Origin of the sequence: Enterococcus sp. DIV0802b (assembly GCF_050543535.1) — a bacterium.
Lineage (GTDB): Bacteria > Bacillota > Bacilli > Lactobacillales > Enterococcaceae > Enterococcus_D > Enterococcus_D entomosocium.
In genome coordinates this window covers 1609247-1635000 of record NZ_CP172941.1, presented here as the reverse complement: position 1 = coordinate 1635000, position 25754 = coordinate 1609247, and the positions used below count along the sequence as shown (strand labels likewise).

General features: G+C 42.5%; 23 protein-coding genes and 1 rRNA gene (1 of these 24 cut by a window edge). 6 read left to right on the top strand and 18 right to left on the bottom strand.

Going from position 1 to position 25754, the window contains the following annotated elements; all coding sequences use genetic code 11:
• The 6 genes from IGJ12_RS07755 to IGJ12_RS07730 all read right to left on the bottom strand — a co-directional run.
• Positions 1-1392: ribosomal RNA gene (locus IGJ12_RS07755) — 16S ribosomal RNA — on the bottom strand; it reaches 168 nt to the left of the window's first position.
• Positions 1393-1934: 542 nt separating this feature from the next.
• A complete protein-coding gene (locus IGJ12_RS07750) occupies positions 1935-2120 on the bottom strand; it encodes a hypothetical protein (RefSeq protein WP_086299482.1) in 186 nt (61 codons plus the stop codon).
• Positions 2121-2258: 138 nt separating this feature from the next.
• Entirely contained in the window at positions 2259-2780 is a 522-nt protein-coding gene (locus IGJ12_RS07745; RefSeq protein WP_034872232.1) for a GNAT family N-acetyltransferase, read from the bottom strand.
• 57 nt (positions 2781-2837) lie between these two features.
• Positions 2838-3776, bottom strand: a complete 939-nt coding sequence (locus IGJ12_RS07740; protein ID WP_005236221.1) for a dihydroorotate oxidase — start codon at positions 3774-3776, stop codon at positions 2838-2840.
• Between the two features lie 202 nt (positions 3777-3978).
• Entirely contained in the window at positions 3979-4308 is a 330-nt protein-coding gene (locus IGJ12_RS07735; protein ID WP_005231940.1) for a metal-sulfur cluster assembly factor, read from the bottom strand.
• A gap of 74 nt (positions 4309-4382) precedes the next feature.
• On the bottom strand, positions 4383-5318 hold the full coding sequence (locus tag IGJ12_RS07730; RefSeq protein ID WP_005236241.1) for a YitT family protein: 936 nt from the start codon (positions 5316-5318) through the stop codon (positions 4383-4385).
• A gap of 153 nt (positions 5319-5471) precedes the next feature.
• Here IGJ12_RS07730 and IGJ12_RS07725 point away from each other — a divergent pair, with 153 nt between their 5' ends.
• Complete coding sequence (locus tag IGJ12_RS07725) at positions 5472-5963, top strand: YajQ family cyclic di-GMP-binding protein (RefSeq protein ID WP_005230187.1); 492 nt, start codon at positions 5472-5474, stop codon at positions 5961-5963.
• 91 nt (positions 5964-6054) lie between these two features.
• Here the strand turns inward: IGJ12_RS07725 and IGJ12_RS07720 are convergent, their stop codons facing one another.
• From IGJ12_RS07720 to IGJ12_RS07710, 3 genes are all read right to left on the bottom strand, one after another.
• Complete coding sequence (locus IGJ12_RS07720) at positions 6055-8544, bottom strand: ATP-dependent DNA helicase (RefSeq protein WP_430619536.1); 2490 nt, start codon at positions 8542-8544, stop codon at positions 6055-6057.
• 259 nt (positions 8545-8803) lie between these two features.
• On the bottom strand, positions 8804-9340 hold the full coding sequence (locus IGJ12_RS07715) for a hypothetical protein (RefSeq protein ID WP_005236248.1): 537 nt from the start codon (positions 9338-9340) through the stop codon (positions 8804-8806).
• A 278-nt stretch (positions 9341-9618) separates the two neighbouring features.
• Positions 9619-10032, bottom strand: coding sequence for a GNAT family N-acetyltransferase (locus IGJ12_RS07710; RefSeq protein WP_008381348.1), 414 nt, complete (start codon positions 10030-10032; stop codon positions 9619-9621).
• A 98-nt stretch (positions 10033-10130) separates the two neighbouring features.
• Here IGJ12_RS07710 and IGJ12_RS07705 point away from each other — a divergent pair, with 98 nt between their 5' ends.
• The 3 genes from IGJ12_RS07705 (at position 10131) to IGJ12_RS07695 (ending at position 12472) form a co-directional block, all read left to right on the top strand.
• Positions 10131-10751 carry an MBL fold metallo-hydrolase gene (locus IGJ12_RS07705; RefSeq protein ID WP_005236256.1) on the top strand — a complete coding sequence of 207 codons (621 nt, stop codon included), beginning with the start codon at positions 10131-10133 and terminating at the stop codon, positions 10749-10751.
• A gap of 34 nt (positions 10752-10785) precedes the next feature.
• Positions 10786-11490, top strand: a complete 705-nt coding sequence (locus tag IGJ12_RS07700; protein ID WP_005236258.1) for a histidine phosphatase family protein — start codon at positions 10786-10788, stop codon at positions 11488-11490.
• Between the two features lie 148 nt (positions 11491-11638).
• Complete coding sequence (locus IGJ12_RS07695) at positions 11639-12472, top strand: undecaprenyl-diphosphate phosphatase (RefSeq protein ID WP_005236259.1); 834 nt, start codon at positions 11639-11641, stop codon at positions 12470-12472.
• 74 nt (positions 12473-12546) lie between these two features.
• Here IGJ12_RS07695 and IGJ12_RS07690 read toward each other — a convergent pair whose 3' ends face one another.
• Together IGJ12_RS07690 and IGJ12_RS07685 are read right to left on the bottom strand one after the other, a co-directional pair.
• Positions 12547-13170, bottom strand: coding sequence for a DUF47 domain-containing protein (locus IGJ12_RS07690; protein ID WP_008381351.1), 624 nt, complete (start codon positions 13168-13170; stop codon positions 12547-12549).
• 12 nt (positions 13171-13182) lie between these two features.
• Positions 13183-14238, bottom strand: coding sequence for an inorganic phosphate transporter (locus tag IGJ12_RS07685; protein WP_005236263.1), 1056 nt, complete (start codon positions 14236-14238; stop codon positions 13183-13185).
• A gap of 236 nt (positions 14239-14474) precedes the next feature.
• On the opposite strand from IGJ12_RS07685, the gene rpsT reads away from it, so the two are divergent.
• Entirely contained in the window at positions 14475-14729 is a 255-nt protein-coding gene (gene rpsT / locus IGJ12_RS07680; protein WP_005230162.1) for a 30S ribosomal protein S20, read from the top strand.
• Positions 14730-14781: 52 nt separating this feature from the next.
• Here the strand turns inward: rpsT and holA are convergent, their stop codons facing one another.
• The 6 genes from holA to IGJ12_RS07650 all read right to left on the bottom strand — a co-directional run bounded on the left by holA (position 14782) and on the right by IGJ12_RS07650 (position 23271).
• Entirely contained in the window at positions 14782-15801 is a 1020-nt protein-coding gene (holA, locus tag IGJ12_RS07675; RefSeq protein WP_035007161.1) for a DNA polymerase III subunit delta, read from the bottom strand.
• 31 nt (positions 15802-15832) lie between these two features.
• Positions 15833-18076 carry a DNA internalization-related competence protein ComEC/Rec2 gene (locus IGJ12_RS07670; RefSeq protein ID WP_430619535.1) on the bottom strand — a complete coding sequence of 748 codons (2244 nt, stop codon included), beginning with the start codon at positions 18074-18076 and terminating at the stop codon, positions 15833-15835.
• Complete coding sequence (locus IGJ12_RS07665) at positions 18048-18545, bottom strand: ComE operon protein 2 (protein ID WP_005236270.1); 498 nt, start codon at positions 18543-18545, stop codon at positions 18048-18050. The genes IGJ12_RS07670 and IGJ12_RS07665 overlap by 29 nt, the downstream gene beginning before the upstream one ends.
• Before the next feature lie 93 nt (positions 18546-18638).
• Positions 18639-19280, bottom strand: a complete 642-nt coding sequence (locus tag IGJ12_RS07660) for a helix-hairpin-helix domain-containing protein (protein WP_008381358.1) — start codon at positions 19278-19280, stop codon at positions 18639-18641.
• 87 nt (positions 19281-19367) lie between these two features.
• Complete coding sequence (locus IGJ12_RS07655; protein WP_430619534.1) at positions 19368-21962, bottom strand: family 78 glycoside hydrolase catalytic domain; 2595 nt, start codon at positions 21960-21962, stop codon at positions 19368-19370.
• 19 nt (positions 21963-21981) lie between these two features.
• Entirely contained in the window at positions 21982-23271 is a 1290-nt protein-coding gene (locus tag IGJ12_RS07650) for a PTS sugar transporter subunit IIC (RefSeq protein ID WP_430619533.1), read from the bottom strand.
• A 167-nt stretch (positions 23272-23438) separates the two neighbouring features.
• Here IGJ12_RS07650 and IGJ12_RS07645 point away from each other — a divergent pair, with 167 nt between their 5' ends.
• On the top strand, positions 23439-24464 hold the full coding sequence (locus tag IGJ12_RS07645) for an AraC family transcriptional regulator (protein ID WP_008381361.1): 1026 nt from the start codon (positions 23439-23441) through the stop codon (positions 24462-24464).
• 118 nt (positions 24465-24582) lie between these two features.
• Here the strand turns inward: IGJ12_RS07645 and IGJ12_RS07640 are convergent, their stop codons facing one another.
• A complete protein-coding gene (locus IGJ12_RS07640; RefSeq protein ID WP_008381363.1) occupies positions 24583-25623 on the bottom strand; it encodes a CAP domain-containing protein in 1041 nt (346 codons plus the stop codon).
• Positions 25624-25754 lie beyond the last annotated feature (131 nt).

Genomic DNA, 25754 nt, shown 5'->3' with positions numbered 1-25754 from the left:
TTCACCGCGGCGTGCTGATCCGCGATTACTAGCGATTCCGGCTTCATGTAGGCGAGTTGCAGCCTACAATCCGAACTGAGAGAAGCTTTAAGAGATTAGCTTAGCCTCGCGACTTCGCAACTCGTTGTACTTCCCATTGTAGCACGTGTGTAGCCCAGGTCATAAGGGGCATGATGATTTGACGTCATCCCCACCTTCCTCCGGTTTGTCACCGGCAGTCTCGCTAGAGTGCCCAACTAAATGATGGCAACTAACAATAAGGGTTGCGCTCGTTGCGGGACTTAACCCAACATCTCACGACACGAGCTGACGACAACCATGCACCACCTGTCACTTTGCCCCCGAAGGGGAAGCTCTATCTCTAGAGTGGTCAAAGGATGTCAAGACCTGGTAAGGTTCTTCGCGTTGCTTCGAATTAAACCACATGCTCCACCGCTTGTGCGGGCCCCCGTCAATTCCTTTGAGTTTCAACCTTGCGGTCGTACTCCCCAGGCGGAGTGCTTAATGCGTTTGCTGCAGCACTGAAGGGCGGAAACCCTCCAACACTTAGCACTCATCGTTTACGGCGTGGACTACCAGGGTATCTAATCCTGTTCGCTCCCCACGCTTTCGAGCCTCAGCGTCAGTTACAGACCAGAGAGCCGCCTTCGCCACTGGTGTTCCTCCATATATCTACGCATTTCACCGCTACACATGGAATTCCACTCTCCTCTTCTGCACTCAAGTCTCCCAGTTTCCAATGACCCTCCCCGGTTGAGCCGGGGGCTTTCACATCAGACTTAAGAAACCGCCTGCGCTCGCTTTACGCCCAATAAATCCGGACAACGCTTGCCACCTACGTATTACCGCGGCTGCTGGCACGTAGTTAGCCGTGGCTTTCTGGTTAGATACCGTCAAGGGATGAACATTTTACTCTCATCCTTGTTCTTCTCTAACAACAGAGTTTTACGATCCGAAAACCTTCTTCACTCACGCGGCGTTGCTCGGTCAGACTTTCGTCCATTGCCGAAGATTCCCTACTGCTGCCTCCCGTAGGAGTCTGGGCCGTGTCTCAGTCCCAGTGTGGCCGATCACCCTCTCAGGTCGGCTATGCATCGTTGCCTTGGTGAGCCGTTACCTCACCAACTAGCTAATGCACCGCGGGTCCATCCATCAGTGACGCAAAAGCGCCTTTCAACTTTCTTCCATGCGGAAAATAGTGTTATACGGTATTAGCACCTGTTTCCAAGTGTTATCCCCTTCTGATGGGCAGGTTACCCACGTGTTACTCACCCGTTCGCCACTCTTTTTCTTTCGGTGGAGCAAGCTCCGGTGAAAGAAAAAGCGTTCGACTTGCATGTATTAGGCACGCCGCCAGCGTTCGTCCTGAGCCAGGATCAAACTCTCATAATGATTTGTTTGAATGACCATACGGTCATTAAGCTCATAAAAATTAACTTTGCTAGCTATTGCTTGCATGTATTTGTTTCAATAAATTGAAACGTCCTACACATTGGTTCGTTTGCTTGCTTTGTTCAGTTTTCAAAGGTCTACAGTGCTGTGTTAGCAACTTTTATATCATATCAGAGCGACAATTGATTGTCAACTCTTTTTTAAAAGTTTTTTTCGCTCGTTGTTTTTCAACTTCGCAGCGGCTGTCTCAGCGACTTCATTAGAATAACAAATGATTTGTTATTTGTCAACAACTTTTTTTAATTAATTTTGTTGATGTATCAACATCGATTAACTATTTTATTGTTGCGACTTCGTTATAATATCATCTGTTTCATTTTTGGTCAAGTCTTTTTTGAAGTTTTTTCAAAAGCTTTTTTGACCTGCTGGCTCAATTGCCAACGTTGAATACTTTATCATTCTAAGAATGAAAGAGCAAGCTTTTTTCTGAAATATTTTCAACTAAGTCGAGATAAACAAAAAAACTACCCAAAATAGGTAGTTTAATCAATATCGATCGTACGAAAACGGATCTGGTTTTGATCGTCTCGTTTTAAGGTTGTTTCTTCTTTCAGATAAGAAAACTTCTTCTCATTGATCGCTGGATTCTCAAGCATTTCTTCATAACCCGCAAAAATATCATGGATATATTTTTTATACGCTTTTTTCTTTTTGACTCTTTTCTTCATTTGGCACCGTCCTTTACGTGCTTATCTTAGCAAGCCGAAAGGATTCTGACAACCATTATCCGCATTTTCATACCAAAAATTCACTTTGACACAACTATTCCATTAATTCAGCCAAGTGACACTCATGGAATAGAATGTTTAGCTTGCGGTCAAACGTTTTTGAAAAGCCAATCGCTCTCCGTTCGGAAAAGGGAATGTTACCTCTCCTTTGTATTGATAGCCAGCTGCTTGGATATTCTTTTGCATACCAATATTGGCTTTATACGTATCGATACGTAAATCAACGATTCCTTGCTCTAATGCAACCACTTCAAGAGCTTGCAGCAATTTGGCGCTTAACTTTTGCCCTTTAAAATGAGAACTGACAACGACGCGATGAATGGATAGATATGGACCGTTTCCATCCCACCCTGCGCCGGTAATTGCGTTGTAGACAGGATCTTCACCGGATACTAACGCTGCCGATGCCGCAATTTTTCCATCTATCACCAACACATAGCTCTCATCGTTTGCAATATCTGCTTTGATTTGATTTTCTTTAGGACCGTATCCATCTTGCCATTGCGGAGATCCTTGTGCTTTTAAGAAAGCAATGCCTTCTTCAAAAAGCGCCATCAACTCAACCAGATCATCCTCCGTTGTTTTACGAAACTTCTCCATTAAAAACCACCTTTCTTCTATAAAAAGAAGCGGATAGTAAAGCATTCAAAGTCGTTCTTAATCAATCGTTTTTAATTTCCCCTGGAACTCACTGATTGATTGATACCCTTTTTCTTTCATGATCGCTGCTAATTCTTTCGTCAATCGTTCAAAGATCACCGGTCCTTCTTTTTGCAGCTCTGTGCCGATCTGCAACATAGAAGCGCCACATAACAAATGTTCGTACGCATCTTGACCATTACGAATCCCACCAGTACCGATAATTTTGATTTCTGGCTTGAGACGTGTATAGAAAGCCCGCACATTGGCTAATGCCGTTGGTTTCACATATTCGCCTCCCAAACCGCCAAAACCATCTTTTGGTTTGATAACTACTGAGTCAGTAGCAGGATCAATGAATAAAGCATTCCCAATACTATTGATTGAATTGATATAAGTTAACGGATACTTGTTCAATATCTTAGCCATCTCATCAAAGTGCGCCAAATCAAAGTATGGCGGCAATTTGACACCTAAAGGTTTTGTGAAAAAACCAAAGACTGTTTCCAGAATTTGATCGGTCAAAGGAAAATCATAGGCAACTTGGGGTTTTCCTGGCACGTTTGGACAAGAAAGATTTAACTCTGTGATTCCTTCAAAATCACTTTCTTGGATTTTCTTCAATAACTCAATGTTTTCAGCCACGCTCATACCAGCGACAGAGAAAAAGAAGGGCGCTTGCTGGGTCATTTCCTGCTGTTTTTTGATAGCATAGTCTAAGTAGTAGTCCACCCCTAGATTTGGTAATCCCATCGAATTGATGCTTCCTAACGGTAAATCGGTATAACGTGGTTCTGGATTTCCCGCACGTGCTTCTAGCGTTGCACTCTTCGTGACAAATGCCCCAGCTGCTGATGCCGCTAATTCATCTAATTCCTCGATCGTCATACAATGGACTCCTGAGGCGTTCATAAACGGATTTTTGTATGTATATTTCCCAAAATTCGTAGCTAACATTGATTCATTCCTCCAATCTTTTCAACTAGTTTACCGTTTCATTTCTGAAAATGCAATGCAATCTTCGCAAACTTTCTGCAAGCACTGACTAAAAGCAAGATAGTCAAAGACACGCATCCAACTTAAATCCAAAAAGACTCTTCTATCAACTTTATTCAGCTGATAAAAGAGTCTAAGACATTTATTTTCTACGATAAAATCCTTAACGAATCCCCAAAGCAATCCGTGCATAACGACTCATTTTATCAGTCGTCCAAGCGGGATACCAAACTAGTTTTACTTCTGGATTTTTGACTTCTGGAATATCGCTTAATGCTTCGTGTATCGATTCAGTCAATACGTCGGCTAAGGGACAGCCCATTGTTGTTAAGGTCATTTTGATTACGGTATTGCCTGTTTCTGCATCAAATTCGACTTCATAAACTAAGCCTAGATTCACTATATCAATCCCCAACTCAGGGTCAATCACGGTTTCCAAGGCAGCCAAGACACGCTCTTTGATTGCTTCTGCTTCTACTTCAGTATATGCCACGGTTGAAGACCTCCTTTAATTCTTGTTTCAAATAATACCTTCTTTTGCAAGATTTGTAAATGGACGATCCTTGATTATGGACGGCTTTTCTTGTGTATTTTCAGTTCTGGGAAGACCCCCGTCGTTTTAAAGGTCCGTTGTTCATCATCTGTCGCAAAACGACCTGTGATCGATTGGGTCGGCACAAAGTTAATAAACGCATTGCCGTCTGCTTCTAAAACGGCTTGTTCTAAATCGTAGATCTCGTAGCGGGTCACGACCATCATGATCATATTGCCCGGTACGCCTGAATAGCCTCCGACTGAGGGGAACAAAGTCATGCCGCGAAACACATGCTTAGAAATATTTTTCCCAACAGCTTCCGCATTGGTCGTAATAATCATCGCCGTTACCTTTTGATGACTTGTGTGCAGCATGTCCACCACGTAGCTCATTGCGAAAATCGAAATGATCGTGTACAAGGCACTTTCCCAAGAAAAGACGAAACCTGAGACCATGACAATGATGCCGTTTAAAATAAACATATATTTACCGACCGTTTTTCCAGTCGTTTTTGATAATATCAACGAAAGGATATCCATTCCGCCGGTGGTAAAACCCATTTTCAGTGAAAACGCAACGCCGACGCCTAACAGTACGCCACCGAGCAAAGCGTTAACCAAAATATTGTCAGTGATTGCTCCTTGTGGAAGGATTATCGTTAAGACAGAAACGACAACGACATTGATAAAGCTCAATAGTGTCGATGATTTCCCGAGTTTGATGAACCCGAGAACAAAGATAGGCAAGTTTAATAGGAAAATAAACAGCCCTGTACTAAGGTGAACGCCAAAATGTTCCAAGGCAAGTGCCACGATCAATTGGGCGACCCCGTTCATCCCAGCAGAAAGAACGTTTGCGGGAATCAAAAAGAAATTTAAAGCAATGGCTGCGGTGATACCTGACAGCAAAATAACCCCTATTTTTTTCAATCGTTCTGATTGTTCGTGCTTCGTTAATAACTTACTCACAATGATCTAGCTCCTTCACTAAAAATCTCCTTCCAAAGAATAGCAGTTTGTGTGAAAAAATGAAACAATTATTTGCAAAAATTTACTTTTGATTCCCGCATCGTTCGCCTCCATGTTAAAATCATAGGTAAGAGATGAGAGGAGTGATTGATTTTGGCAAAAGAAGCAAGTTTTGATGTCGTATCTGAGATCAACACAGAAGAAGTGAAAAACGCCATTCAACAGGCGGAAAAAGAATTGAAAAACCGATTTGATTTTAAAGGCTCCACGGTAGAAATCAAGATGACTGAGGGCAAACTGACGATCGTTGGAGATGACGAATTTAAGTTGGAGCAAATCAAAGATGTGCTCTTTGCGAAGCTGATCAAACGAAATGTACCAACAAAAAATATACAATTTGGCGAAACGGAGCATGCCTTGGGGGCAAAAGCTCGTCAAACAGCAGAATTGATCAATGGCATCGATAAAGAAAACGCCAAAAAAATAACGACTGCGATCAAAAACGCCAAGCTAAAAGTTAAAACTCAAATTCAAGATAATCAAATTCGGGTAACAGGCAAAAGTCGTGACGATCTGCAAGAGGTGATCCAATTGTTGCGTAAACTGCCCCTGACGATCGATTTACAGTTTACAAATTATCGCTAATCAAAAAAACTAGAACAGAGTCTAACGTGTTGGTTAGGCAAAATCAGCTTTATCTGCTGATTTTGCACAACCTCTCCTGAAAGCTCTGCTTCTAGTTTTTTTCTTGCCAAAAATGAGTCAATGCCTTTGATAACTCTTGCGGCCGACGAATGTTTAAGGCATGCTGCCAGTGCAGTGGGAAAAGTTCTTGGTAACGCGGTGTCCGAAAACGTTGATCCAGCAATAACACCACGCCGCGATCGCTGACATCCCGGATCACTCGACCGGCTGCTTGCAGGACTTTATTCATCCCGGGCAGCTGATAGGCATACGCAAAGCCAGCTGCTTTTTTCTCATCGTAATATTCCCGAATCAATTCTTGCTCGTGATTGATTTGCGGCAGTCCGACTCCTACCACTGCTGCACCGATCAAGCGATCGCCTTTTAGGTCGATCCCTTCAGAAAAAATTCCACCAAGGACACAAAATGCCACTAATGTTTTTGGCTGGCTCTCTTGTCCGTCTTGACTTGTTTCTAGCAAGGATGATCGTTGCCGCTCAAGAGATTGAAATTGTGCAAGAAACGCCTCGCGCTCTGCTTCGTTCATGGCTGTCCCCTGAATCAAGACCTCCACCTCTGGCGCCTGTTGGGAAAATGCTGCCGCCACATCATCCAAGTAACGATAAGAAGGGAAAAAGACCATATAGTTTCCCGCTTTCGCTGCGGTCATTTGCTGGATTGCATCAACGATTGCAGGAATGCTGGCTTCACGTTGGCGATACGTTGTTTGGATATAGTCTGCAATAAAAATCCCCTGATTTTTCGGATCAAAAGGACTTGGCAGGCGATAGCGCAAAGCTTCATTGCCGCCTCCTAATACCTCTTGATAATAGGTCAAAGGAGTAAAGCTCGCAGAAAACAACAGGCTGGCCTTGCCCTTATCTAACACAGATTCCAAAAACGGCGCTGGTTCAATGCAAAATTGCCGTAGTTTGATATCATAGCGGTCGATCTCCACCGTCGTTTCGTAGTGATCATCATAAAATTCACTGATCTTCAAATAATGGTTAGCTTCAAAATACACTTGCAGCACTTCTTCTTGCAATTCATGCTCAGGATTTGCCGGCAACCATTCCTTCATCAATTCAGCTACTTTGTAGAGCTGATTGACCATCGTTTCATGGGGAGCTGCTTGATGGTGGTATTCCCACTCTTCCTCTTTTGCTATTTGAGCAATAGCCGCAAATTCTTTGTCAACTTTGTTTAGGGCGCGTTTTAATTTTTGCTGGTCATTGGATACTTTCTTCTTTAATTCCTTAAATGGCTGCCGGGTAATGGTTGCCGAATACATTTCTTTGGAACGGTTGACTAAGTTATGGGCCTCATCCACTAAAAAGAAATATTCTTCATCCGGCTCCTCAAAAAATCTTCGCAAATAAACGGTGGGATCAAACAAATAATTATAATCACCAATAATGACATCGCAAAAGACACTGACATCCAGTGAAAGCTCGAAGGGACAGACCGTATGTTTCTTTCCGTAGGTCTCGATCACTTCTCGGGTTATTTGGTTCTCGTGATGCAACAGATCCCATAATGCTTCGTTGATTCGATTGTAATAGCCTTGCGCATACGCACAGTGTTCTGGCGTACAGTTTCGTTCATCTAAAAAACAGATTTTGTCTTTGGCGGTAATCGTGACACTTTTGGTTTCACTACCGTTGTCTGCTAACTTGCTCAGTGCATCTTCGGCCACTTGTCTGGTGATCGTCTTCGCCGTCAGATAAAAGACCCGATCAGCCCCTTCTTCCCCTAGCACTTTTAATGCGGGAAACAGCGTTGACATGGTTTTTCCAGTTCCAGTTGGCGCTTCCGCAAAAAGTCGCTTGCCATTTTTTAGTGTTTTATACGCCGCTGCTGCTAACTCTCGCTGCCCTTTGCGAAAGGTTTCAAAGGGAAAAGACAGCAGCTGCAAAGACGTATTGCGGACACGGCGCCAATTTTCTTGAAAAACTAACCATTTATGATATTCCTGAAGTAATTCTTCATAAAAAACAGCTAATTCTGAAAACTGAAATGTTCTTCTCGTACGGGTGGTCAGCTTTTCAGTGGTTTGATAATAAGTCAATTGTACGTCGATTCGATCGATGGATCTCTTCGGATCATTACCTTCAGCAGTAGGTTCCGCTTCTGGTTTCTCTTGATTTTCACTGTCACTAAGCGCTGCTTGTTCATTTTCTTGTAGTAAAAACAAATAAGCATAAACCATTCCCTGGGCAAAAAACAAATCGATTTGATCTTCAGGGATATCTTCGAACGCTGGTTCTGAAGTTTTGATCTCATCGATCACCCAAGAATTAAGAGTTGCATCAAAAAAGAGACCATCGGCACGTCCTTCGACAGTGATCGAATCTTTCTCAATTTGGCTTTCTCGTTTGAAAAAGACTTCTTTTTGATACGCATCCCCAGCCTCTTTTTGTAGTTGGCGATGGATACGGGCGCCTTCTTGCGCGGTATGATTACTGACTTTGCGGCTATCAATATCCCCTCGGCGCAAAATAAATTCTACGATTTTTCTAACCGCAACTTTTCCTTTATACACGTGTTCACCTTCTCGTTTGCCATTATAGCGGATAGATTACTTTTGGAAAAGCGAACAGAAACAGCTTTTCATCCTCTGCGGAGAGTATCCTATCCAAACAGGTTTTATCACCATGAAAAAACCACTTGCAACAAAACACCTACTCATCAGATAATTGACTTCATTTTTTCTTCCAGAAAATGGGTTTGGCGAAGGATTTACAAAAAAGCCTACTCTACTCACCTAAGCAAGTAAAGCAGGGCTATTTTTTGAAAGATATTTATTGATCGACTTGAATATCATAACTGACACCATTTTGGTCAAAAGCTTGTTGATTGTCTAGATCTAAGGTGAACTCAAAGGTCCGTCCATCTGCTTTGATCGTCAAATGCTTCCCTTCAACCGTGTATGATGCATCTTGATAGGTGATCTCATAAATTTGATAAGGGTCGTTGGACAACTGTACCTCTGAATGGGAAAAATGACGCTGAAAATCACTTTCGATTTGTCCTTCATACAAGGCAACATCACTAAAGCTGGCTGAACTATCTTCTAAATCTGCCATCGGCAAATACTGCTTAACGATCGTCAACTCATTCTCATGAAAATCATAAACCCCTTGGCTTTGCGGAAAGATGACACTCTCATCTTGGATCAGCATCAAATCAAGGTCGCCATTTTCAACCGTTTTTGAGGCGGAAGTAACAGTTTCAGAAACTTCTTTCGAATCGTTGATGGTTAGCTCCTCTTGGCCACAGCTCACTAAAGCGAGCGCGGCGAAGCATAGAGTGAAAAAAAATTGCAGGGATTTTTTCATAAAAACACCTTCTTACAAAGAGTTGAGGTATACCAATCAAAACTAACGCAAGATACAGATCACACACTTTCCTCGAAGTTGGTCACGAAGAATGTTCATGCTTTCGTCAAAAACTAGACCCGTTTCAAACGAATCAACGCTTTCTTATTTTAATTAGTATAACAGCAGTTTTTTGCTAATGCGGTTTCTTAGAAAAATTTTCGAATTCCCACAATAATTCTAAGCTTTTCTCTCATCAAACTATTGGTTAGCCTTATCACCTGCCTGCAAAAGGTTGATCACAGCATCTTCACGAAGTAAAGCCTATCCGTGCCAAGCACAGGTGTATCCGTAAGCACAGCAAACGGTTCGAAGCCGACTGCTTGGTAGAATTGCGGCGCTTGGTAGTCTTGGGTGGTAACCGTCACGGAACGACACCCCGCTTTTTTACCGTGATCAAAAAGTGCTTTTATCAATTGTTTCCCGATCCCCTGATTCTGATGGCTTGGATCAACTGCTAACAATTGAATATGGATCGTATTGCCTGTCCGTTTTCCAATCACCCCACCAAGTTGATCCTGATTGTCAAAAAAAGCAAATGAAAGCTGCTCTTGATCGGAAAAGGCACTCACTGCCTCTGTTTTTTTCGTTGAATGATTTAGCCATTGACAGACTGCCTGACGATTGTCTTCTGCGTTTATCGTTTTTATCATTAATTTTTCACTCCTAAAAACCTTTCTTTGTTTCCTCTTATACTTTAAGCTATACTTATAGTCAGACACAAGTATTTGTGATCCTAGGAGGTTTTAGCATGAAAATCATTGGTTTAGTGACAGGACCCGTTCAAGAAAATTGTTACCTAATTTGGAAAGAAGATGTTTTGTTGATTATTGATCCTGGAGCAGAAGCAGCGAGATTGATCGCTGAGATCGAAAAAACAGGCGCAAAACCAGCAGCGATTTTATTGACCCACACTCATTATGACCATATCGGCGCAGTTGACCATTTGCGGGATTATTATCAGATCCCCGTTTACGTGAGTCCGCTTGAGCAAGGATGGCTAAGTGATCCTATGAAAAACCTTTCTGGCCGTCATCCTGAATTAGGAACCATCACCGCACGTCCAGCTGAATTCGAGCTAGAGTTGAAAGAGTACGAGATAGCTGGCATGTCCTTTAAGGTTGTTGCAACCCCGGGTCATTCCATTGGCAGCGTCAGTTTTATTTTTGACAATTTTGTCGTTTCCGGAGACGCCTTATTTAAAGGTAGCATTGGTCGGACAGACCTGCCAACCGGAAATTTGGAACAATTGCTGACCAGCATCCAAACGCAACTCTTTGTTTTACCGAATCAAATGGCGGTCTATCCTGGCCACGGAGAACCAACAACGATCGAAATTGAGAAACGGACCAATCCGTTTTTTAACGCATAAACGTATGACGAATCAAAAGGAGGAATAACTAGTTATGGCAAAGACGGAATTGTATGTCGTGCGTCACGGAAAAACAATGTTTAACACATTGCAGCGGGTGCAAGGCTGGTGTGACACACCATTGACTCGAACCGGTGAACAAGGCATCCACTATTTAGGCCTTGGGTTACGCGATGTGGATTTTGTAGAAGCAGTATCCAGTGACAGCGGTCGAGCGATTGAAACCATGCGTCTGATACTGGGTGAACATGTCAGAGGACCGGAGATCCCTTATCACATCGACAAACGGATTCGTGAATGGTGCTTTGGCTCACTTGAAGGGGCCTATGATGCAGAAATGTGGGGCGTTCTGCCGCGGATTCTTGATTTTCCTGATTATGATGAGATGATTGCTAATCATGTCACGTTTGAGGCGATCGCCAATGCGATCTACCACGCCGATACAGCCAATTGGGCGGAAACCTTTGATGTTTTGACCGAACGTGTCAAAACAGGGTTTGAAGATATCGCCTATCGCGTTGAGAAAAAAGGCGGCGGCAATGCGTTAGTTGTGTCTCACGGCTTAACGATCGCTTTTCTTTTGCATCTGATCAATGATGAGAACAATGTTCGTATGGATATTGAAAATGGTTCGGTCACTCGACTGATCTACGAAGACGGCAGCTTTACCATCGCCGAAGTTGGTAACACAGAATACATCAAAAAAGGCTTAGCGCTCTCTCAAGAGCTTTTGTCCTAAGAGAAACCTCTGACGGCTAATCAATTTCTTCAAGAAAGGAGCAGTTTTTGTTTTAAAAACTGCCCTCTTTTTTTAGGAAAAAGATTGGTATTCGAATCAGGAAACGGTATACTAAGAGTTGTATTTTGTCATAGAAAGGACTGGACCAATGTTTTTTACAAATTTTATAAAAGCGATTTTATTTGGGATCATTGAAGGGATCACGGAATGGCTGCCAATTAGCAGCACTGGTCACTTGATTCTTGCCGACGAATTTATCGGTTTGAATGTTACCCCCGAATTTATGACGATGTTCAATGTTGTCATTCAATTGGGCGCGATACTAGCAGTCGTCTACTTATATTTCCATAAACTGAACCCTTTTTCCCCACAAAAAAATGAAATAGAGAAAAAAGATACGTGGACGTTATGGTTTAAAGTTATTGTTGCGGTCTTGCCATCGGTTATTATCGGATTGCCGTTAGATGATTGGTTAGATGCGCACTTCTACAACTTTTTCTCCGTTTCGATCGTCTTGATCGTTTATGGGATCGGCTTTATCGTAGTTGAAAAACGAAACAAGAATAAAGCACCGAAATGTACCGATTTGAACAAATTCACCTACAAAGCGGCCTTGATTGTCGGCATGTTCCAGGTATTGGCATTGATCCCAGGAACTTCTCGTTCTGGTGCTACTATCTTAGGTGCTATCATGATCGGCGCTTCTCGTTATGTTGCTGCTGAATTTTCATTTTTCTTAGGTATTCCCACCATGTTTGGTGCCAGTGCCTTGAAAATCTTCAAGTTTTTGAAAGATGGCAATGCCTTTGATTTCCAAGGAACCGTCATCTTATTAACAGGAACCATCGTCTCATTCATCGTTTCGATCATCGCGATCCGTTTCTTGATGAACTACATCAAGCGTAACGATTTTACCGTATTTGGATGGTATCGTATCGTTTTAGGAATCATTTTGATCGGCTATTGGCTGATCCAATTATAAGCAAAAAGAGCAACTCTTGTGGCACTTACCTGCCCAAGAGTTGCTCTTTTTTTGTTTGAAAGGTCTCTAGTTCCTCACGTGTTTTTGATTACCATACCGTCAATAATATCCACCGCACTTTCGGTGTCGTTGATAATTGATTCAAAACGATCATAAACATCTTTCCATTTAATGATTTCAAGAACGTCCGTTTCGTCTGTGAATAACGCTTTTTTCATTTTTGAATACAAACGGTCTGCTTCTGATTCAATCGTATTCACATCATTAATCATTTGACGCAATGTTTTTGAATTTTTGAACTTAGGAAATTCTTTTAAGGCCGTTTCAACGCCTTGTGTCGCTTGAACGATCATTCCAGCAAATAAGTTGGTTTCAGGGCGGATCTTCGTAATGACCAAATTCTCAAATAAATAAGTCAGTCCCATAATGCCATCCAAAATATCATCTAGACGCTCTGAAATGACTAGGATGTCCTCGCGATCGATAGGGGTGATAAATGAATCATATAACTCATTGGTTAGCTCAGCGATCACTTTATCCCCTTCTTTTTCCAAAGCATGAATCTCAGCTGCTGCTTCGGTCAATGCTCGTTCAGAATAATCGTTGATCAAAAGCGAAAAACGTTTGGCAGCTAAATGGCCGTTCGTCGCCAACTGCTCCATTGCTGCAAAATAATCGAATCCTTTTTTTCGTGCCATTACTTTCTCTCCTCACAAAATTAGCAATAAAAATTTGACCATTAGAAACGCAATCAATCCACAGCCAGGAAAGGTTAAAATCCAAGCATAGATCATTTCTTTTACAATGCGCCAATCAACGCTAGAAAAACGCCGAGACGCTCCAACGCCCATGATAGCGGTCGTTTTCGTGTGCGTTGTTGAAACTGGGATACCAAATACGGAAGACAAGAACAAACAGATTGCTGCAGTAACATCTGCAGAAAAGCCTTGGTATTTTTCCAGTTTTACCATATCCATCCCCACTGATTTAATGATCTTCATCCCACCGACCGATGTACCGATCCCCATGGTCAAGGAACAAAGAACCATCACCCACAGTGGGATGGCAAAGCCATTGCCGGTCTTTTCAGCAAGATTGTTGTAAAAAAGGCCTAACATGAACACACCCATGAATTTTTGTCCATCTTGGGCACCATGCAAGAAGGCATTGGCACCAGCCGCGATGGCTTGACCAACCGTAAAAATTTTGTTGGCTTTTCGCCGTTGGGTATCGCGAAAGAGCCATACGATCAGTTTCGTGATCAAAAATCCACCAATAAACCCCATTAACGTAGACACAACGAGACCGATTAAGACTTTCATCCATTCTTCACCGTTGACTGCATGTAAACCACCCAGAGCCATGGCAGCCCCTGTCAATCCCGCAATCAATGCGTGAGATTCACTGGTTGGGATCCCAAAATACCAAGCTGCGACCGTCCAAACAACAATTGAAAACAAGGCAGCGGCTAATGCGATCTGTGAGACCCGAAAACTCCCGCCTGAGTCAAAAGTCACAATATTACTGATGGTTTCTGCAACTTGCGCATTAAAATACGTCATCACCAGCACACCTAAGAAATTCATGACGACTGCCATGCCAATGGCGATATTCGGGCGTAAGACTCTCGTGGAGACAGCGGTTGCAATAGCATTCGGCGCATCCGTCCACCCGTTGACGAAAATCACCCCTAATGACAAGACAATCGTTAGAAACAAAGCGATATTCACATAGATTCCCCCATTTAAAAATTCCGAAGTAATCATAGCATAGAAAGCTCTTTCTGTGTAAACTTTTTATAACTATTCAGTAAAAAATGTGTAAAGAAGCATTTTTCAAAACCATAAAGCAAAAAATAGCACGGCCAAAAAACAAATTTTTGTGTTAAGTAAAATTTCTTTACAACTTTTATTGCAATCACTCTTGGCATTAGGTATAATGACTAGTGTTGATTTATACGTTTTCTAAACGTAATTGAACTTTTTTTTCGGAGGTGAAATACATGCCAAACATTGAATCTGCAATCAAACGTGTTCGCACAAGCGAAGCGGCTAATGCTAAGAATTCATCTCAAGTAAGCACAATGCGTACAGCAATCAAAAAATTTGATCAAGCTGTTGAAGCTGGTGCTGATAACGTAGATGCGTTATATAAAGATGCTGTTAAAGCAATCGATATGGCTGAGACTAAAGGATTGATCCACAAGAACAAAGCTAGTCGCGACAAATCTCGTTTAAGTAAAAAAATTGCAAAATAAGCAAATTAAGAAAGGCGCAGCAATCATCGATTGCTGCGCCTTTCTTTTTGACTTACTGTTTGCCATGTTTTAAAACAAATAGCTGGAACAAATACTCTTTGTCCATCTGACCACTTTTCACTAAGTAATCATTTTCGATCAATTCACTATATAGTGCCGCTAATTGCTTTTCTCCAAACCCCCGAGCTTGCTGCATCGCTAACTTCACTCGGTACGGATGAATCCCCAACGTTTCTGCGATATTGGCTTGCTGGTAGCCAATTTTCATCAAAATCGCCGCCTGTAACAGCAGACGGACTTGGCTGATCAAGATAGCATTGATCTTGATCGTCTCTTCCCCTTGCAATAATAGATCGTCATACAAGCGCAACGCATTTGATACGTTCCCCTTTAAGACATCGCTGGTTAATTCAAAGACATTGTGTTCCAACGTCTTAGGGATCAACTGCAAGACGATCTCTTTCGTAATTTTATTGCCATTTCCTGCATACAGCCGTAGTTTCTGTAACTCCTGCATCGCTTTTGATAGTTGCAGATCCGTTAACCGTAAAAACAAATCAAACGCCTCTCGGCTCATTTCGATGCCATCATTTGCCAACGACTGTTGGAGATACTGACGCACGTCGGCTTCTTTCATAGGTGCGACATCAATCACAACTGCGGCTTTCTTCAATTGCTTAGTAATTTTTTTCCGTTCATCTAATTTATCGACATCTGCAAAAATCACAATTACCGATGATTCCAATGGGTCTTTGATGTAATTCAAAAAATCATCTAGGTCATGCTCAGGTGCATTGCTCTTTTTTTCAGCCGTTAAGAAAAATGGCCGCTCAACAAACAGTAATCGCTGATCGCCAAAAAAAGGCAACGATTGAGCTTCTTGGATCACCATATCAAGGGGATCTTTCTCCATGTCAAAGGAAGCAAAATTCAGATCATCTTTCCCAACGGAAAAACGCTCCAAAAAGGCCGTGCGAACTTGCTCTTGTAAAAACATTTCACTGCCGATGACTAGATAAATCGATTGCAACTCCTTGGTTCGAATTGCTTGCAACGCTTTTTGTAATTCCATCGTTCCCCCCGCTTTCATTCTTATCCTACCATTAGTCAATCGGATAGTCTAGCAGCGTTTTTATCAAAAATGATTGTTGTTTTTCAGACCAAATAAATTGGATCATGCCTTGCTGATCGGTTCGCAAAACGGTCTGATTTACCAACGTTTCAAGCACCTCTTCATGAGGATGCCCGTACCGATTGTTCCGTCCACTTGAAACGATCCCGAATTGGGGATCGATTGCCGCAACAAACTCAGGTGCCGTCGAGGTTCGACTGCCATGATGCCCTAGTTTCAATACATCAACTTTAAGATTCGGATAATCATGAATCAACTTTTTTTCCCCTGCTTGTTCGAGATCGCCAGTAAATAAAAATGTTTTATCCCCTACCTTGGTTTTAATCACCAGCGAATCTTCGTTTTGTCCTGCACCTGATTCTGGTGCCAATACTTGCAACTGAAGGAAATCACCCACTACTTGGCCAACCGTCGTCCAAACAACGCTTGTCTGCTTAGGCAGTTCGTTTAAAAGCTTGGCGATGCGGTGATCTTGTTCACTTCCTGGTACGAGATATAACGTTTCAACGGGGATCGCCTTCATCAATGCTAGCGCATCTCCCATATGGTCCGTGTCGCCATGAGTTAGAAACAAACCGGTGATCTTCCTGACTCCCTCCCCTTTCAAAAAAGGAATCAATGTAGATTCCCCAGCAGCTTGTCGTTTGCGCTCTTGCCAGTTTTCTTTCGGAAAAGACAGAGAACCTCCAGTATCGATCACATAAACTTCGCGATTTTTTTCTGCCTGCAAAACGATACTATCGCCTTGACCAACATCGACATAACTAATGGTGGATAAAACGCGATTCTGCTGAAAGACGATTGGTACAACAAGCGAAAAACAGATCACCAGCAGCCACCTTTTCTTTTGGTAAAAGAGCATGCTGAACAAACAACAACTGCCAGCCAATCCTGCAGGAACGGCACCCACCGTTATCGATACGCCTCCTACAGCGCCCACGACAACTTCCATAAGCAGCAAAAGCCCTTCAAAAAGTGCAATCAGCCCACTGATGGTTGGAAAAAGAGTCCCAGTAACGAACATTAAGAAACAGGCTGGCAGCAAAACCATTTGAAAAAATGGTAAAAAGACAAACGTCAAAAAGCCCCCAAATAATGGGAATTCATAAAAGAGCGAGGCAATGACAGGCGCAGCCAGCACCGTGAGGAACTGACTACGCCAAAACCACGTCAATTTGATCGGTTGCTGCATTACTATCAGGAAGGTCATCAAAAGACTTAGTTGCCCCGATGTTTGAAGCAATACTTTGGGATCAACGAATAAAAGAGTCGTTAAGACGATCCCATAATGATCACTTGCCGATAGCCGTTGTTGATAAAGAGTTGTTACTTGAGTAACCGATAATGCCAAGACAGCACGCCAGACACTAGTGCCGCCGCCACAAAGACCAATTATGGCTAAGAAAAAGACCCCCATTGGCAACAGCATCTCTTTTTGCGTAAACCCCAATCGGCAGAAGCATCCGCGAAACCATTTGAAAAATAAGACGACATGCATTCCTGAGATCGTAAAGAAATGCAATAAGCCACTAGCATGATACATTTGACGTACTTCTTGAAAGCTATGGTCTTTAAAACCAAAGAGCAATGCATTGATATAGGCAGCTGAGCGTTCAGGAAAGATTCGTTGAACAGAAGAAATAACATCTGCTCGAACTTTTGCAAGTGAAAAGCCTGCATCTGCTTCTTCCATACCTACCATTTGCTCGATATGGACTGTGCCAATAATTGATCGACTAGCCAGATAGGCAGAATAGTCAAATCCATGGCGGTTTCGTGGTTTTTCAGGAAGAGAAAAAAATCCTTTCACCAGCAGCTTTCTCCCCCAATCGGATCGATCCTGCCATTGCTGTTTTTCAGTCTCTGAAGAAATTGTGTAACGGCCAATCACTTTACCTGCAGAGGATTTTGCTTCAAATGTAAGTAGATCGCCATTGACTTTGATCGTGTCTGGCAGCACATTGACTACCCCTTGATACTCACCTTCTTGTATGTTCCCAGTCCGAGAAAGAGAAACGCGGACACTTAACAGCAACAGTCCGACAAAACAAATCATGCACAAAAATGCTTGTCGTTTTAAGACAAGCATCCCGAAATAATAAAGTGCAATGAGTCCCAGTAAGATGGACTGCCGATAGTAAGCAGTCACCGAACAAGCAAAAATAATACTAAGAAATAAAAATGAATCAGTTCTTTTTTGTTGGTTGTGCATCATTCAGCACACCAAACGAAAGTTTTTCAAAATACACCGGATCGAGTTCAACTTGGTGGACGGAAGCACCTACTTGTTGAATCAGTTCCATTGCATACTGATTGTTGCGATAGTCATTCAAATAATGGATCTTTTTGACCCCTGCTTGCAAAATTGCTTTCGTACAGGGAAGACAGGGAAAATGCGTCACATAGATTTCCGCATTGTCTGTTGACACCCCTAATTTTGCACATTGCAATAAGGCATTCATTTCTGCATGAATCGTCCGAATACAATGGTCATCGACAACATAACAGCCATCGTCAATGCAGTGTACATCGCCACTGACGGACCCGTTGTAGCCTCCAGCGATGATTCGGCGATCTTTGACTAATGTAGCGCCGACTTCAAGTCGGGAACACGTACTGCGTAAAGACAGTAATACAGCTTGTGCCATAAAATACTGGTCCCATGGGATTCTCGTATTGCTCATTCGTTTGCTCCTTTGTCATTGATTAGTTCTATTCTAATCGAATTTCTTGAATTTTCAACCGTCATTTCTTAGTATTTCTTACATTTATTTGGTTCAGTCCGCCACTGTAATCATCTCTTTCAAGGACTCAAAGGTCTTCTCTCCGATGCCTGTGATCTTTTTTAGGTCATCAATCTGTTTAAAAAAGCCATATTCTTCTCGGTAAGCGATGATTGCTTCTGCTTTTTTGGCACCCACACCTGGCAGTTCTTGCAGTTGCTGTGCATTGGCTTGATTCAGATTGATTTGTGTCACTGCTGTTTGGCTGCCACCTACTCCTGAAGCATTCATCTCCATAAACGCTTGATCCTCTTTATGAGGGACGATCACCATCTGTTGATCTTGTAGCACTTGTGCTAAGTTTATGGCTGTTTCTAACGCCTCTTCTGTCAGACCACCTGCTTGTTCGATCAATTCATACATCCGCGCACCTGATTTCAAGCGATAAATTCCCGGTTGGTGCACTTCCCCTTTGACATCTATAACGATCTCATACTCTTCATCGTGAAGACTATCTTCTTGAAGGGCTCCACCTTCCCCCATTTCAGACGATTGACCTGCTGCATCTGCCATTGAATGCCAGTTTGTTTCTTTTTTTTGCGAGAACGGTACAAACCAGATGATCAGCAACACCATCAAAACAGCACCACCAACTGCAAATCGCCAATAGTCTTTGAACAGCTTCCATCGATCCATTTTCACCACCTCATAGATGAAATACGCAAAAGATAGTAAACGACAGAAAAAAAGTCAACACTTTCCACGTGTCGACTTTTTCACTAGCTAAGTAGTAATCGTATATAGGCAGGAAACTTTTTTTCGCCCCCCCTCATCTTCTATTTTCTCACTGACTATTCTAAAACCTTTCATCTGACTGATTTTATAGCCACATGTTCGTGGCAACTCCACCGTTAAGCGAACGGTACGATCAGTCTTTTCCCAGCTTAAAGCTACTAATCCAAACGTACTTTGTAAGGAGCCTTTGACATGGGCTATAGGTACATCGAAGGCTGGTTGTATCAGTATCCCAGCGCTTGTCATCTGAATGCCTAATAAATGACGGACAAACCAATACCCATAAGAAGCAAACATGGCATGATTCAACGAACCCTCGTAAGTGGCTGAATGTTGCGGCGTTGGAAAATGTTCCATCAAAGTGCCGTTTCCGCTTGCCAGCATTGCTGCATAACTAGGCGCAGATTTCCTCGTTAACCAATCAAAAATAATATCATTATAGCCAGCTTCAGCCAGCAACTGATAACTCCATGCCATCCCGAAGATGCCGAAAGAGAAAATACCCTCTTGCTGCTTGATCCGTTGTACTAGTTTTGGCAATATTCGTTTTTTCTCACTGAGTCCTGTCTTCATTGCAAAGACCATACTAGACAAGGTGCCCGCACCGTATTGCTCATTTCCTTTAGAAAACTTCTGTTTGATTTGCAGTGTCGCGTACTGGATCGCTGCTGTCACTCGCTGACAATAGTCCTCGTTACCAATGATCCTCAAGTCGATCAATTCTTGGTAACGCTGTAGTAGAAGCAGATACATGCAGGCAGAGCAAAAGGACTGATCTGGCGAAGTAATAACCCCGTTTTGCTGAGTTTCATCAATTGCTCCCCAATCGCCGAGACAGCACTGGGCGATATAATCAAAATCAAAAGCGAGTAAATAGTTGAGATGCCTTTCCAACTGTGGACGCAGCTTGGCAACCGCTGCTTGTTTCCCATAGGTCTTCACCAAGGCCAAAGCAAGCTCTGGAACTACCAATTGCCACCCTAACGCACCACCACCATTTGATGGACCATTTGTCATGATTCCTACAAATGGCGCAGTTGCAGTCATTGCACCATCCGATCGTTGGTCGTTGGCAAAATCCCACAACACTTTTTCCAACAACGGCTCAATCGCCAGATCTGCCATCTGCGTTGGTAGTAACGCAACGATGTCCCCACCATAACCAAAGCGCTCACGAGTGCAGTCCTCAAAATACGAGTGGATGTTGTTCAACCGCGTGGCTTGTCCAACCGCCCATAACTGATCCAAGAAAGGATCGGAGGTTTCAAGTGTCACCAACGATTTCACATCCGTATGCAAGCGATAGGCTTTGATTGCTCCTACAATCGCTTGAAGGTTGTCAGCAGGTTTCCTCTCGATCAACGCATAGCGAAAGGAATGATACGTGTAGCGGTTTTCAAAAACGAACGTCTTCGCTGCCGTTTTCTCAATGATGTCTCGTTGAACGATAGGATCATCTGGCTGCTTCCCTTCATAGGGATCGTAGACGCCATAAGTTCCACTGATCGTAGACGTATAATCAGGGTTGCCTTGCTCGTCTAATGTTTCTGCATAGCTGATTCTGATCTGACCAATGAAATCTTCCTCAAGAGTACAAGCAAATTGACCGCTGATGATTTGACCGAAGTCAATGAGCAGTCCCGCTGCAGTTTCGGTCATTTTTTGGGGAACGATCGATTGTGTGCGCTTGATTTTTGGAATAAAGCTTGGCTTAAAACGTCCCGCGGGTCCAGCAATTTGTACCGTTTTTCCTTCTGGACGAGGATCAGGTACATCGGTAACGATTTCTCCTATATAAAGATTGTTTTGCAAATAAGGCCCAAAACTACTTTGCCACTGATTGTCTGAGTAAATGTAACGATTCTCTCCTCCATCATTTAACTGAAGCTCCCCCCAGAAACAGGGTTTGCCGATCGCTAGTTGTTTGCGGATGTTATACCGACCTAAAATCTCAATCGGAGCAGGGTTGTACCAGCCATTCGCAAGTTCAACTTCGATCCGATTGTCTCCCTCCTGTAAAAAATCAGTTAACTCATAAGTATCATAGTAGACGACTCGATCATAGTTCGTTACATCACTGTTTAAATAAACATCTGATACCGTTTTTCCATTAACTGACAAGCGATAAAAACCAAGCCCGCAGCAATCAATCACTGCATAGGAAGGACACTTTTCCAGTGTGAAAGAGCGAGACAAGCAGCTATTTTTCTCTTCTGAAAAGTAAAATCGTTCTTTTTTAATGGGATCATCTAAGCGAGTGATCCACTTGCCCATGGTTTCTTTAGGTTTCTCACGCTTTGCTATCGTGAAAAACACACTACTGTAACTGGTGACATCGTTTCCTGCTCCGGCGGTCAATTTGACTTGATATTTTTTTCGCTGCGGATGCTGTGGCAAGTGGACCGCCATTTTATTCTCAGAAGCGGCTATGTTGGAAACGTCATACACTGCTTGCTGCTGTTCATTGAAAATTTGCAATCGGTAGCCTTGGTGATTGGTCATCGGCCATTCAATAAGGATCGGATCATTTAAATCCACTGTTAATGGCTTTGTCATTCCGTTGATGGTTATCGTTTCTTTCATAAGCTGCTCCTTTCGTGGGTTATTGTGCTTCTTCAACACAGATCTGCTTATCAGCAACTTTGATAAATGGCAACCAAATCAACGTTGCGATCACGATCAAGACGATTTGTAACAATGCGCCCATGATACTACCAGTGACAAAATAGCCGCTAATGATCGGCGGAGTCGTCCACGGAATTTGCGCAAGCCCAGTTGGGATCGGGACTAGCCCGAAATAAAAAGCAAAGTAAGCGACGATCGTTGTGACGGCATTTGCAAAAACAAAAGGAATGATAAAACTGAAATTCAACATCAACGGTATCCCGAACAACGCTGGTTCACCGATATTGAAAATATAAGGAACACTAGCAATTTTTCCAACCTCTTTGTACTGTTTACTTTTTGCTACGATCAAAATAGCAATGATCGCACCAACGACGCCAATCGAAGCAAAATGATTCCGAAAACTCATACTGATAATATTCGTTGGAATCTCTCCCGCCACTGATGCCACACGATTTTGGTCTTCAAGGACTTGATGGATTGGGTCCATCACTGCTTGAATGATCGAGGTTCCATGAAGGCCAAAAAACCATAGGAATTGCTCGAAAATTTTCACAACGACCATTCCAACTAGGGAGCCACCTAACATAGTTAATGGAATCCCAAGGGTCCCATTGATCAACGTCATGGCATCACTGTTAAATAAGGCTTCGATGATGAGTCGGATGACCCAAATCGTCGTGATGACAAGAAAAGATGGAATCACCGATTCGAATGGACCAGAAACAGCTGGTGGTACCGCTGCTGGCATTTTGATTTTGATTCCTTTACCCTCAATTTTTTTATAAAGAACTGTACTAAAAATACCGACAATAATCGCTAAAAACATCGATTGCGCGCTAACGCGGGTGATATCTAAAAAATTCCCTGCTTCCCTTGCATCCAACGGTGTTAATAGTAAAAAGGAAACAAAAGCAGTTAAGACACATTGCAAAACGTTTGTTTCAAGTTTTTCTGCGAGTGATTTTGCGAGGGAAATGACAACTAGCAAACCACCGATTGCGAGTGTGGCATTGTTGACATAGAGCAATTTCTCTTGCCAGACACTAGCATCTTCTGTTCGCAACACCATAGTAATAAAATCGGTCACTTGTTGGATCGGAAAAAAAGCAATAATTAAAAAGATCGACGCAATAAAGGTGAATGGCATGTAAGCTAACATTGCATCCCTAACTGAAGTAATATAAATATTCCCATTAACTTTACTTGCAAATGGACCAAGGGTACTTTGGATCTTATCCCCTAATGATGGTTTGTCGTGGTTCATGGTGATTCCCCATTTCTTTCGAATTTGCTGGTACTATTGACTATTATTATCATCCGGATTATGATAATTGATAACGCTATCATACAAGTATTATATACTATCTCTACCTGTCTTCAATGACGATACTCTACTATTTCATTGACTATTTTTTACCTAAGGAGAAAGCGATGGATAAACAGAACATTCTGCAGCAGTTACAACAATTGACGACTACCGAAGAAATAGCCCTTAAAAAGACGCAATCCCTTCCATACAATTATGAGGATTTCAAGAAAGTCTACACTGAGAAAAATGAGCCAATTTACCAATATACATTCGAAAAACACCTTTCTCGTCTCATACGAAAACGGCCGCAAGATAGCGGATTTCTTAAGACAAGCCAGCTTTTGATTTTAAAACATGCACGCTTTTCTCCTACGCCGCTACATCAGCATGATTTTATCGAAATGAATTATGTTTTTTCTGGAACAGTCACGATCATGATCAATGAGAAAAAAGTGATCCTAAAGGCAGGTGACTTTTGCTTACTAGATACAGGGGTGATCCACCAAATTATCGAAACAAATCAAGACGACATTGTTATTAACTTTTTGATCAGCAAAGAGTACTTTTCCACCCAGATGCTCAGTCGGTTGGCATCCAATAGCATGATCGCCGATTTTGCCATCAATGCGTTATCTGAAAGCCAAAAGCACAATCAATACCTAGTGTTTGAAACGAGTAACAACGACTATTTGATTGATGCGATTTTTGGGGTCTTGGCCCAGTTCTTTAATCCCTCCTTCGGTTCTCATGAGGTCATCCATTCCTATATGATCATTATTTTTTCCGAACTCGTTCGTAACTTCCAGGAAAAACAACGGATCGAGTCGCAAAAAAGTGACCAACTGTACCTCGGAGAAGTGTTGGACTATCTGGAGAAACATTTCGCTACTTGCACACTAGCCTCGGTTGCGGAGGCATTTGGATACAACCCGAGCTATTTGAGTCGCCGTATCAGTCAGCAGCTTGGTCGATCCTTTGTGACGATCCTTCAAGAATTAAAACTCAATCAAGCCAGTTTATTGTTGAGAAGCTCTTCTCTGCCTGTGGAACAAATCGCACACCAAGTCGGCTATAAAAATGTCTCATTCTTCTATAAGCTGTTTCAAAAGAAGTATCAGTGCTCTCCTCATGCCTACCGTCAAAACTAAACAATACTGCTGCACACCATTTTATCGACAAAAAAACACTGCTCACTTGATGCTGCTAACGCAGCAATCTCAAATGAGCAGTGTTTTTTAACTAATCAGTTTCAAGCAATTCAGGAATTCACGACGCCGATCCTCGGTGATACAACGTTGTATAATATGGCTGTTCGCTGGTATCGATCGCAATACCGATCCCGAGAAATTGATACTCATCGTTTAGAATCGTTGCCCGATGTCCTTCTGAATTCATTAAACCTTGATGGGCGTAAATACTGCTGGCTTGGCCAAATGCCAAATTCTCCCCTGCAGCAGTGAAGCTGATCCCGTCTTCTTGCATCCGATCAAATGGAGTCGATCCATCTAACCCAATATGGTCAAAGTATCGATGTTCTGCCATATCTTGGCTATGCTTGACGGCAGTCTCACTGGTTGCTTCACTGAATCCAAGGGGCGACAAACCAAATTTCACTCGGGTGGCATTCGTTAATTCAAATAACTGTGTTCGTAAGCCGCTTAAAATGGCAGCTTGATTTTGGCGAAAATCATTCGCATGGCGTGTTTCTAGCGAGCGATTGATGATTTGAATCGCAGTCACTGTATCTTCGGCATGAACATCATAGAAAAAAGTAATCAATTGGTCGTCTTGTAAGAACAGATCATAGTCGGCATCAGAATCGATGCGATACCGTCTTGATCCTCGTTGTAGACTTTCTTGGCGCGTACCCATCTGATTACGAACGCTTGCTTTTGAAGACCCGATACCTAGCGTGTCATCGATAAGAATCGTGTCTTGATTCGTATAGATCCCTTGCGCAATATCATGTTCATCGTACATCACCATCATGAAGTTACGAAAATCATCGTGATAGGAAGTCCAGTTCAGCCCATACCTATTCGCTGATTCATTGATCGCTTCTCCAAAGGTTTCTTCGATCACTTGTCGTGATTCATTATATAAATATGTCTGGGCAGGTGTTTCTGCCGATGGCCTGGCTGAAGTGTCTTGTGAAGGAGAAAATTGGGACGAGAGAGATTGAGTGATCTCGTTGAGTCGAGCATCCCGAAATGCCAAGCGCCCGTCTTGCCATGTAATCATCTGGCTCACAAAATAAAGAAGTCCGATGAGAAAAATGCTTTTGATTAAGAATTTTATTTTTTTCATATGACACCTCCGTCAATGAATCATTATGTGTTAGCTGTAGCGCGATCGTTTATCCACTCATTCATCCCTAGATTGGATCGCTGATAAACCGTCCTGCCTTTTCTAAAGACTATCATTCCTGTGGAAAATTG

Coding starts and splice junctions, on each gene's coding strand:
- IGJ12_RS07645 (WP_008381361.1), top strand. CDS start 23,439: ATGGATAAACAGAACATTCTGCAGCAGTTACAACAATTGACGACTACC.
- IGJ12_RS07660 (WP_008381358.1), bottom strand. CDS start 19,280: ATGGATCGATGGAAGCTGTTCAAAGACTATTGGCGATTTGCAGTTGGT.
- IGJ12_RS07745 (WP_034872232.1), bottom strand. CDS start 2,780: ATGGAGAAGTTTCGTAAAACAACGGAGGATGATCTGGTTGAGTTGATG.
- IGJ12_RS07705 (WP_005236256.1), top strand. CDS start 10,131: ATGAAAATCATTGGTTTAGTGACAGGACCCGTTCAAGAAAATTGTTAC.
- IGJ12_RS07665 (WP_005236270.1), bottom strand. CDS start 18,545: ATGAGCAATACGAGAATCCCATGGGACCAGTATTTTATGGCACAAGCT.
- IGJ12_RS07750 (WP_086299482.1), bottom strand. CDS start 2,120: ATGAAGAAAAGAGTCAAAAAGAAAAAAGCGTATAAAAAATATATCCAT.
- IGJ12_RS07710 (WP_008381348.1), bottom strand. CDS start 10,032: ATGATAAAAACGATAAACGCAGAAGACAATCGTCAGGCAGTCTGTCAA.
- IGJ12_RS07670 (WP_430619535.1), bottom strand. CDS start 18,076: ATGATGCACAACCAACAAAAAAGAACTGATTCATTTTTATTTCTTAGT.
- rpsT (WP_005230162.1), top strand. CDS start 14,475: ATGCCAAACATTGAATCTGCAATCAAACGTGTTCGCACAAGCGAAGCG.
- holA (WP_035007161.1), bottom strand. CDS start 15,801: ATGGAATTACAAAAAGCGTTGCAAGCAATTCGAACCAAGGAGTTGCAA.
- IGJ12_RS07655 (WP_430619534.1), bottom strand. CDS start 21,962: ATGAAAGAAACGATAACCATCAACGGAATGACAAAGCCATTAACAGTG.
- IGJ12_RS07690 (WP_008381351.1), bottom strand. CDS start 13,170: ATGGCACGAAAAAAAGGATTCGATTATTTTGCAGCAATGGAGCAGTTG.
- IGJ12_RS07740 (WP_005236221.1), bottom strand. CDS start 3,776: ATGTTAGCTACGAATTTTGGGAAATATACATACAAAAATCCGTTTATG.
- IGJ12_RS07695 (WP_005236259.1), top strand. CDS start 11,639: ATGTTTTTTACAAATTTTATAAAAGCGATTTTATTTGGGATCATTGAA.
- IGJ12_RS07685 (WP_005236263.1), bottom strand. CDS start 14,238: ATGATTACTTCGGAATTTTTAAATGGGGGAATCTATGTGAATATCGCT.
- IGJ12_RS07715 (WP_005236248.1), bottom strand. CDS start 9,340: ATGAAAAAATCCCTGCAATTTTTTTTCACTCTATGCTTCGCCGCGCTC.
- IGJ12_RS07700 (WP_005236258.1), top strand. CDS start 10,786: ATGGCAAAGACGGAATTGTATGTCGTGCGTCACGGAAAAACAATGTTT.
- IGJ12_RS07640 (WP_008381363.1), bottom strand. CDS start 25,623: ATGAAAAAAATAAAATTCTTAATCAAAAGCATTTTTCTCATCGGACTT.
- IGJ12_RS07650 (WP_430619533.1), bottom strand. CDS start 23,271: ATGAACCACGACAAACCATCATTAGGGGATAAGATCCAAAGTACCCTT.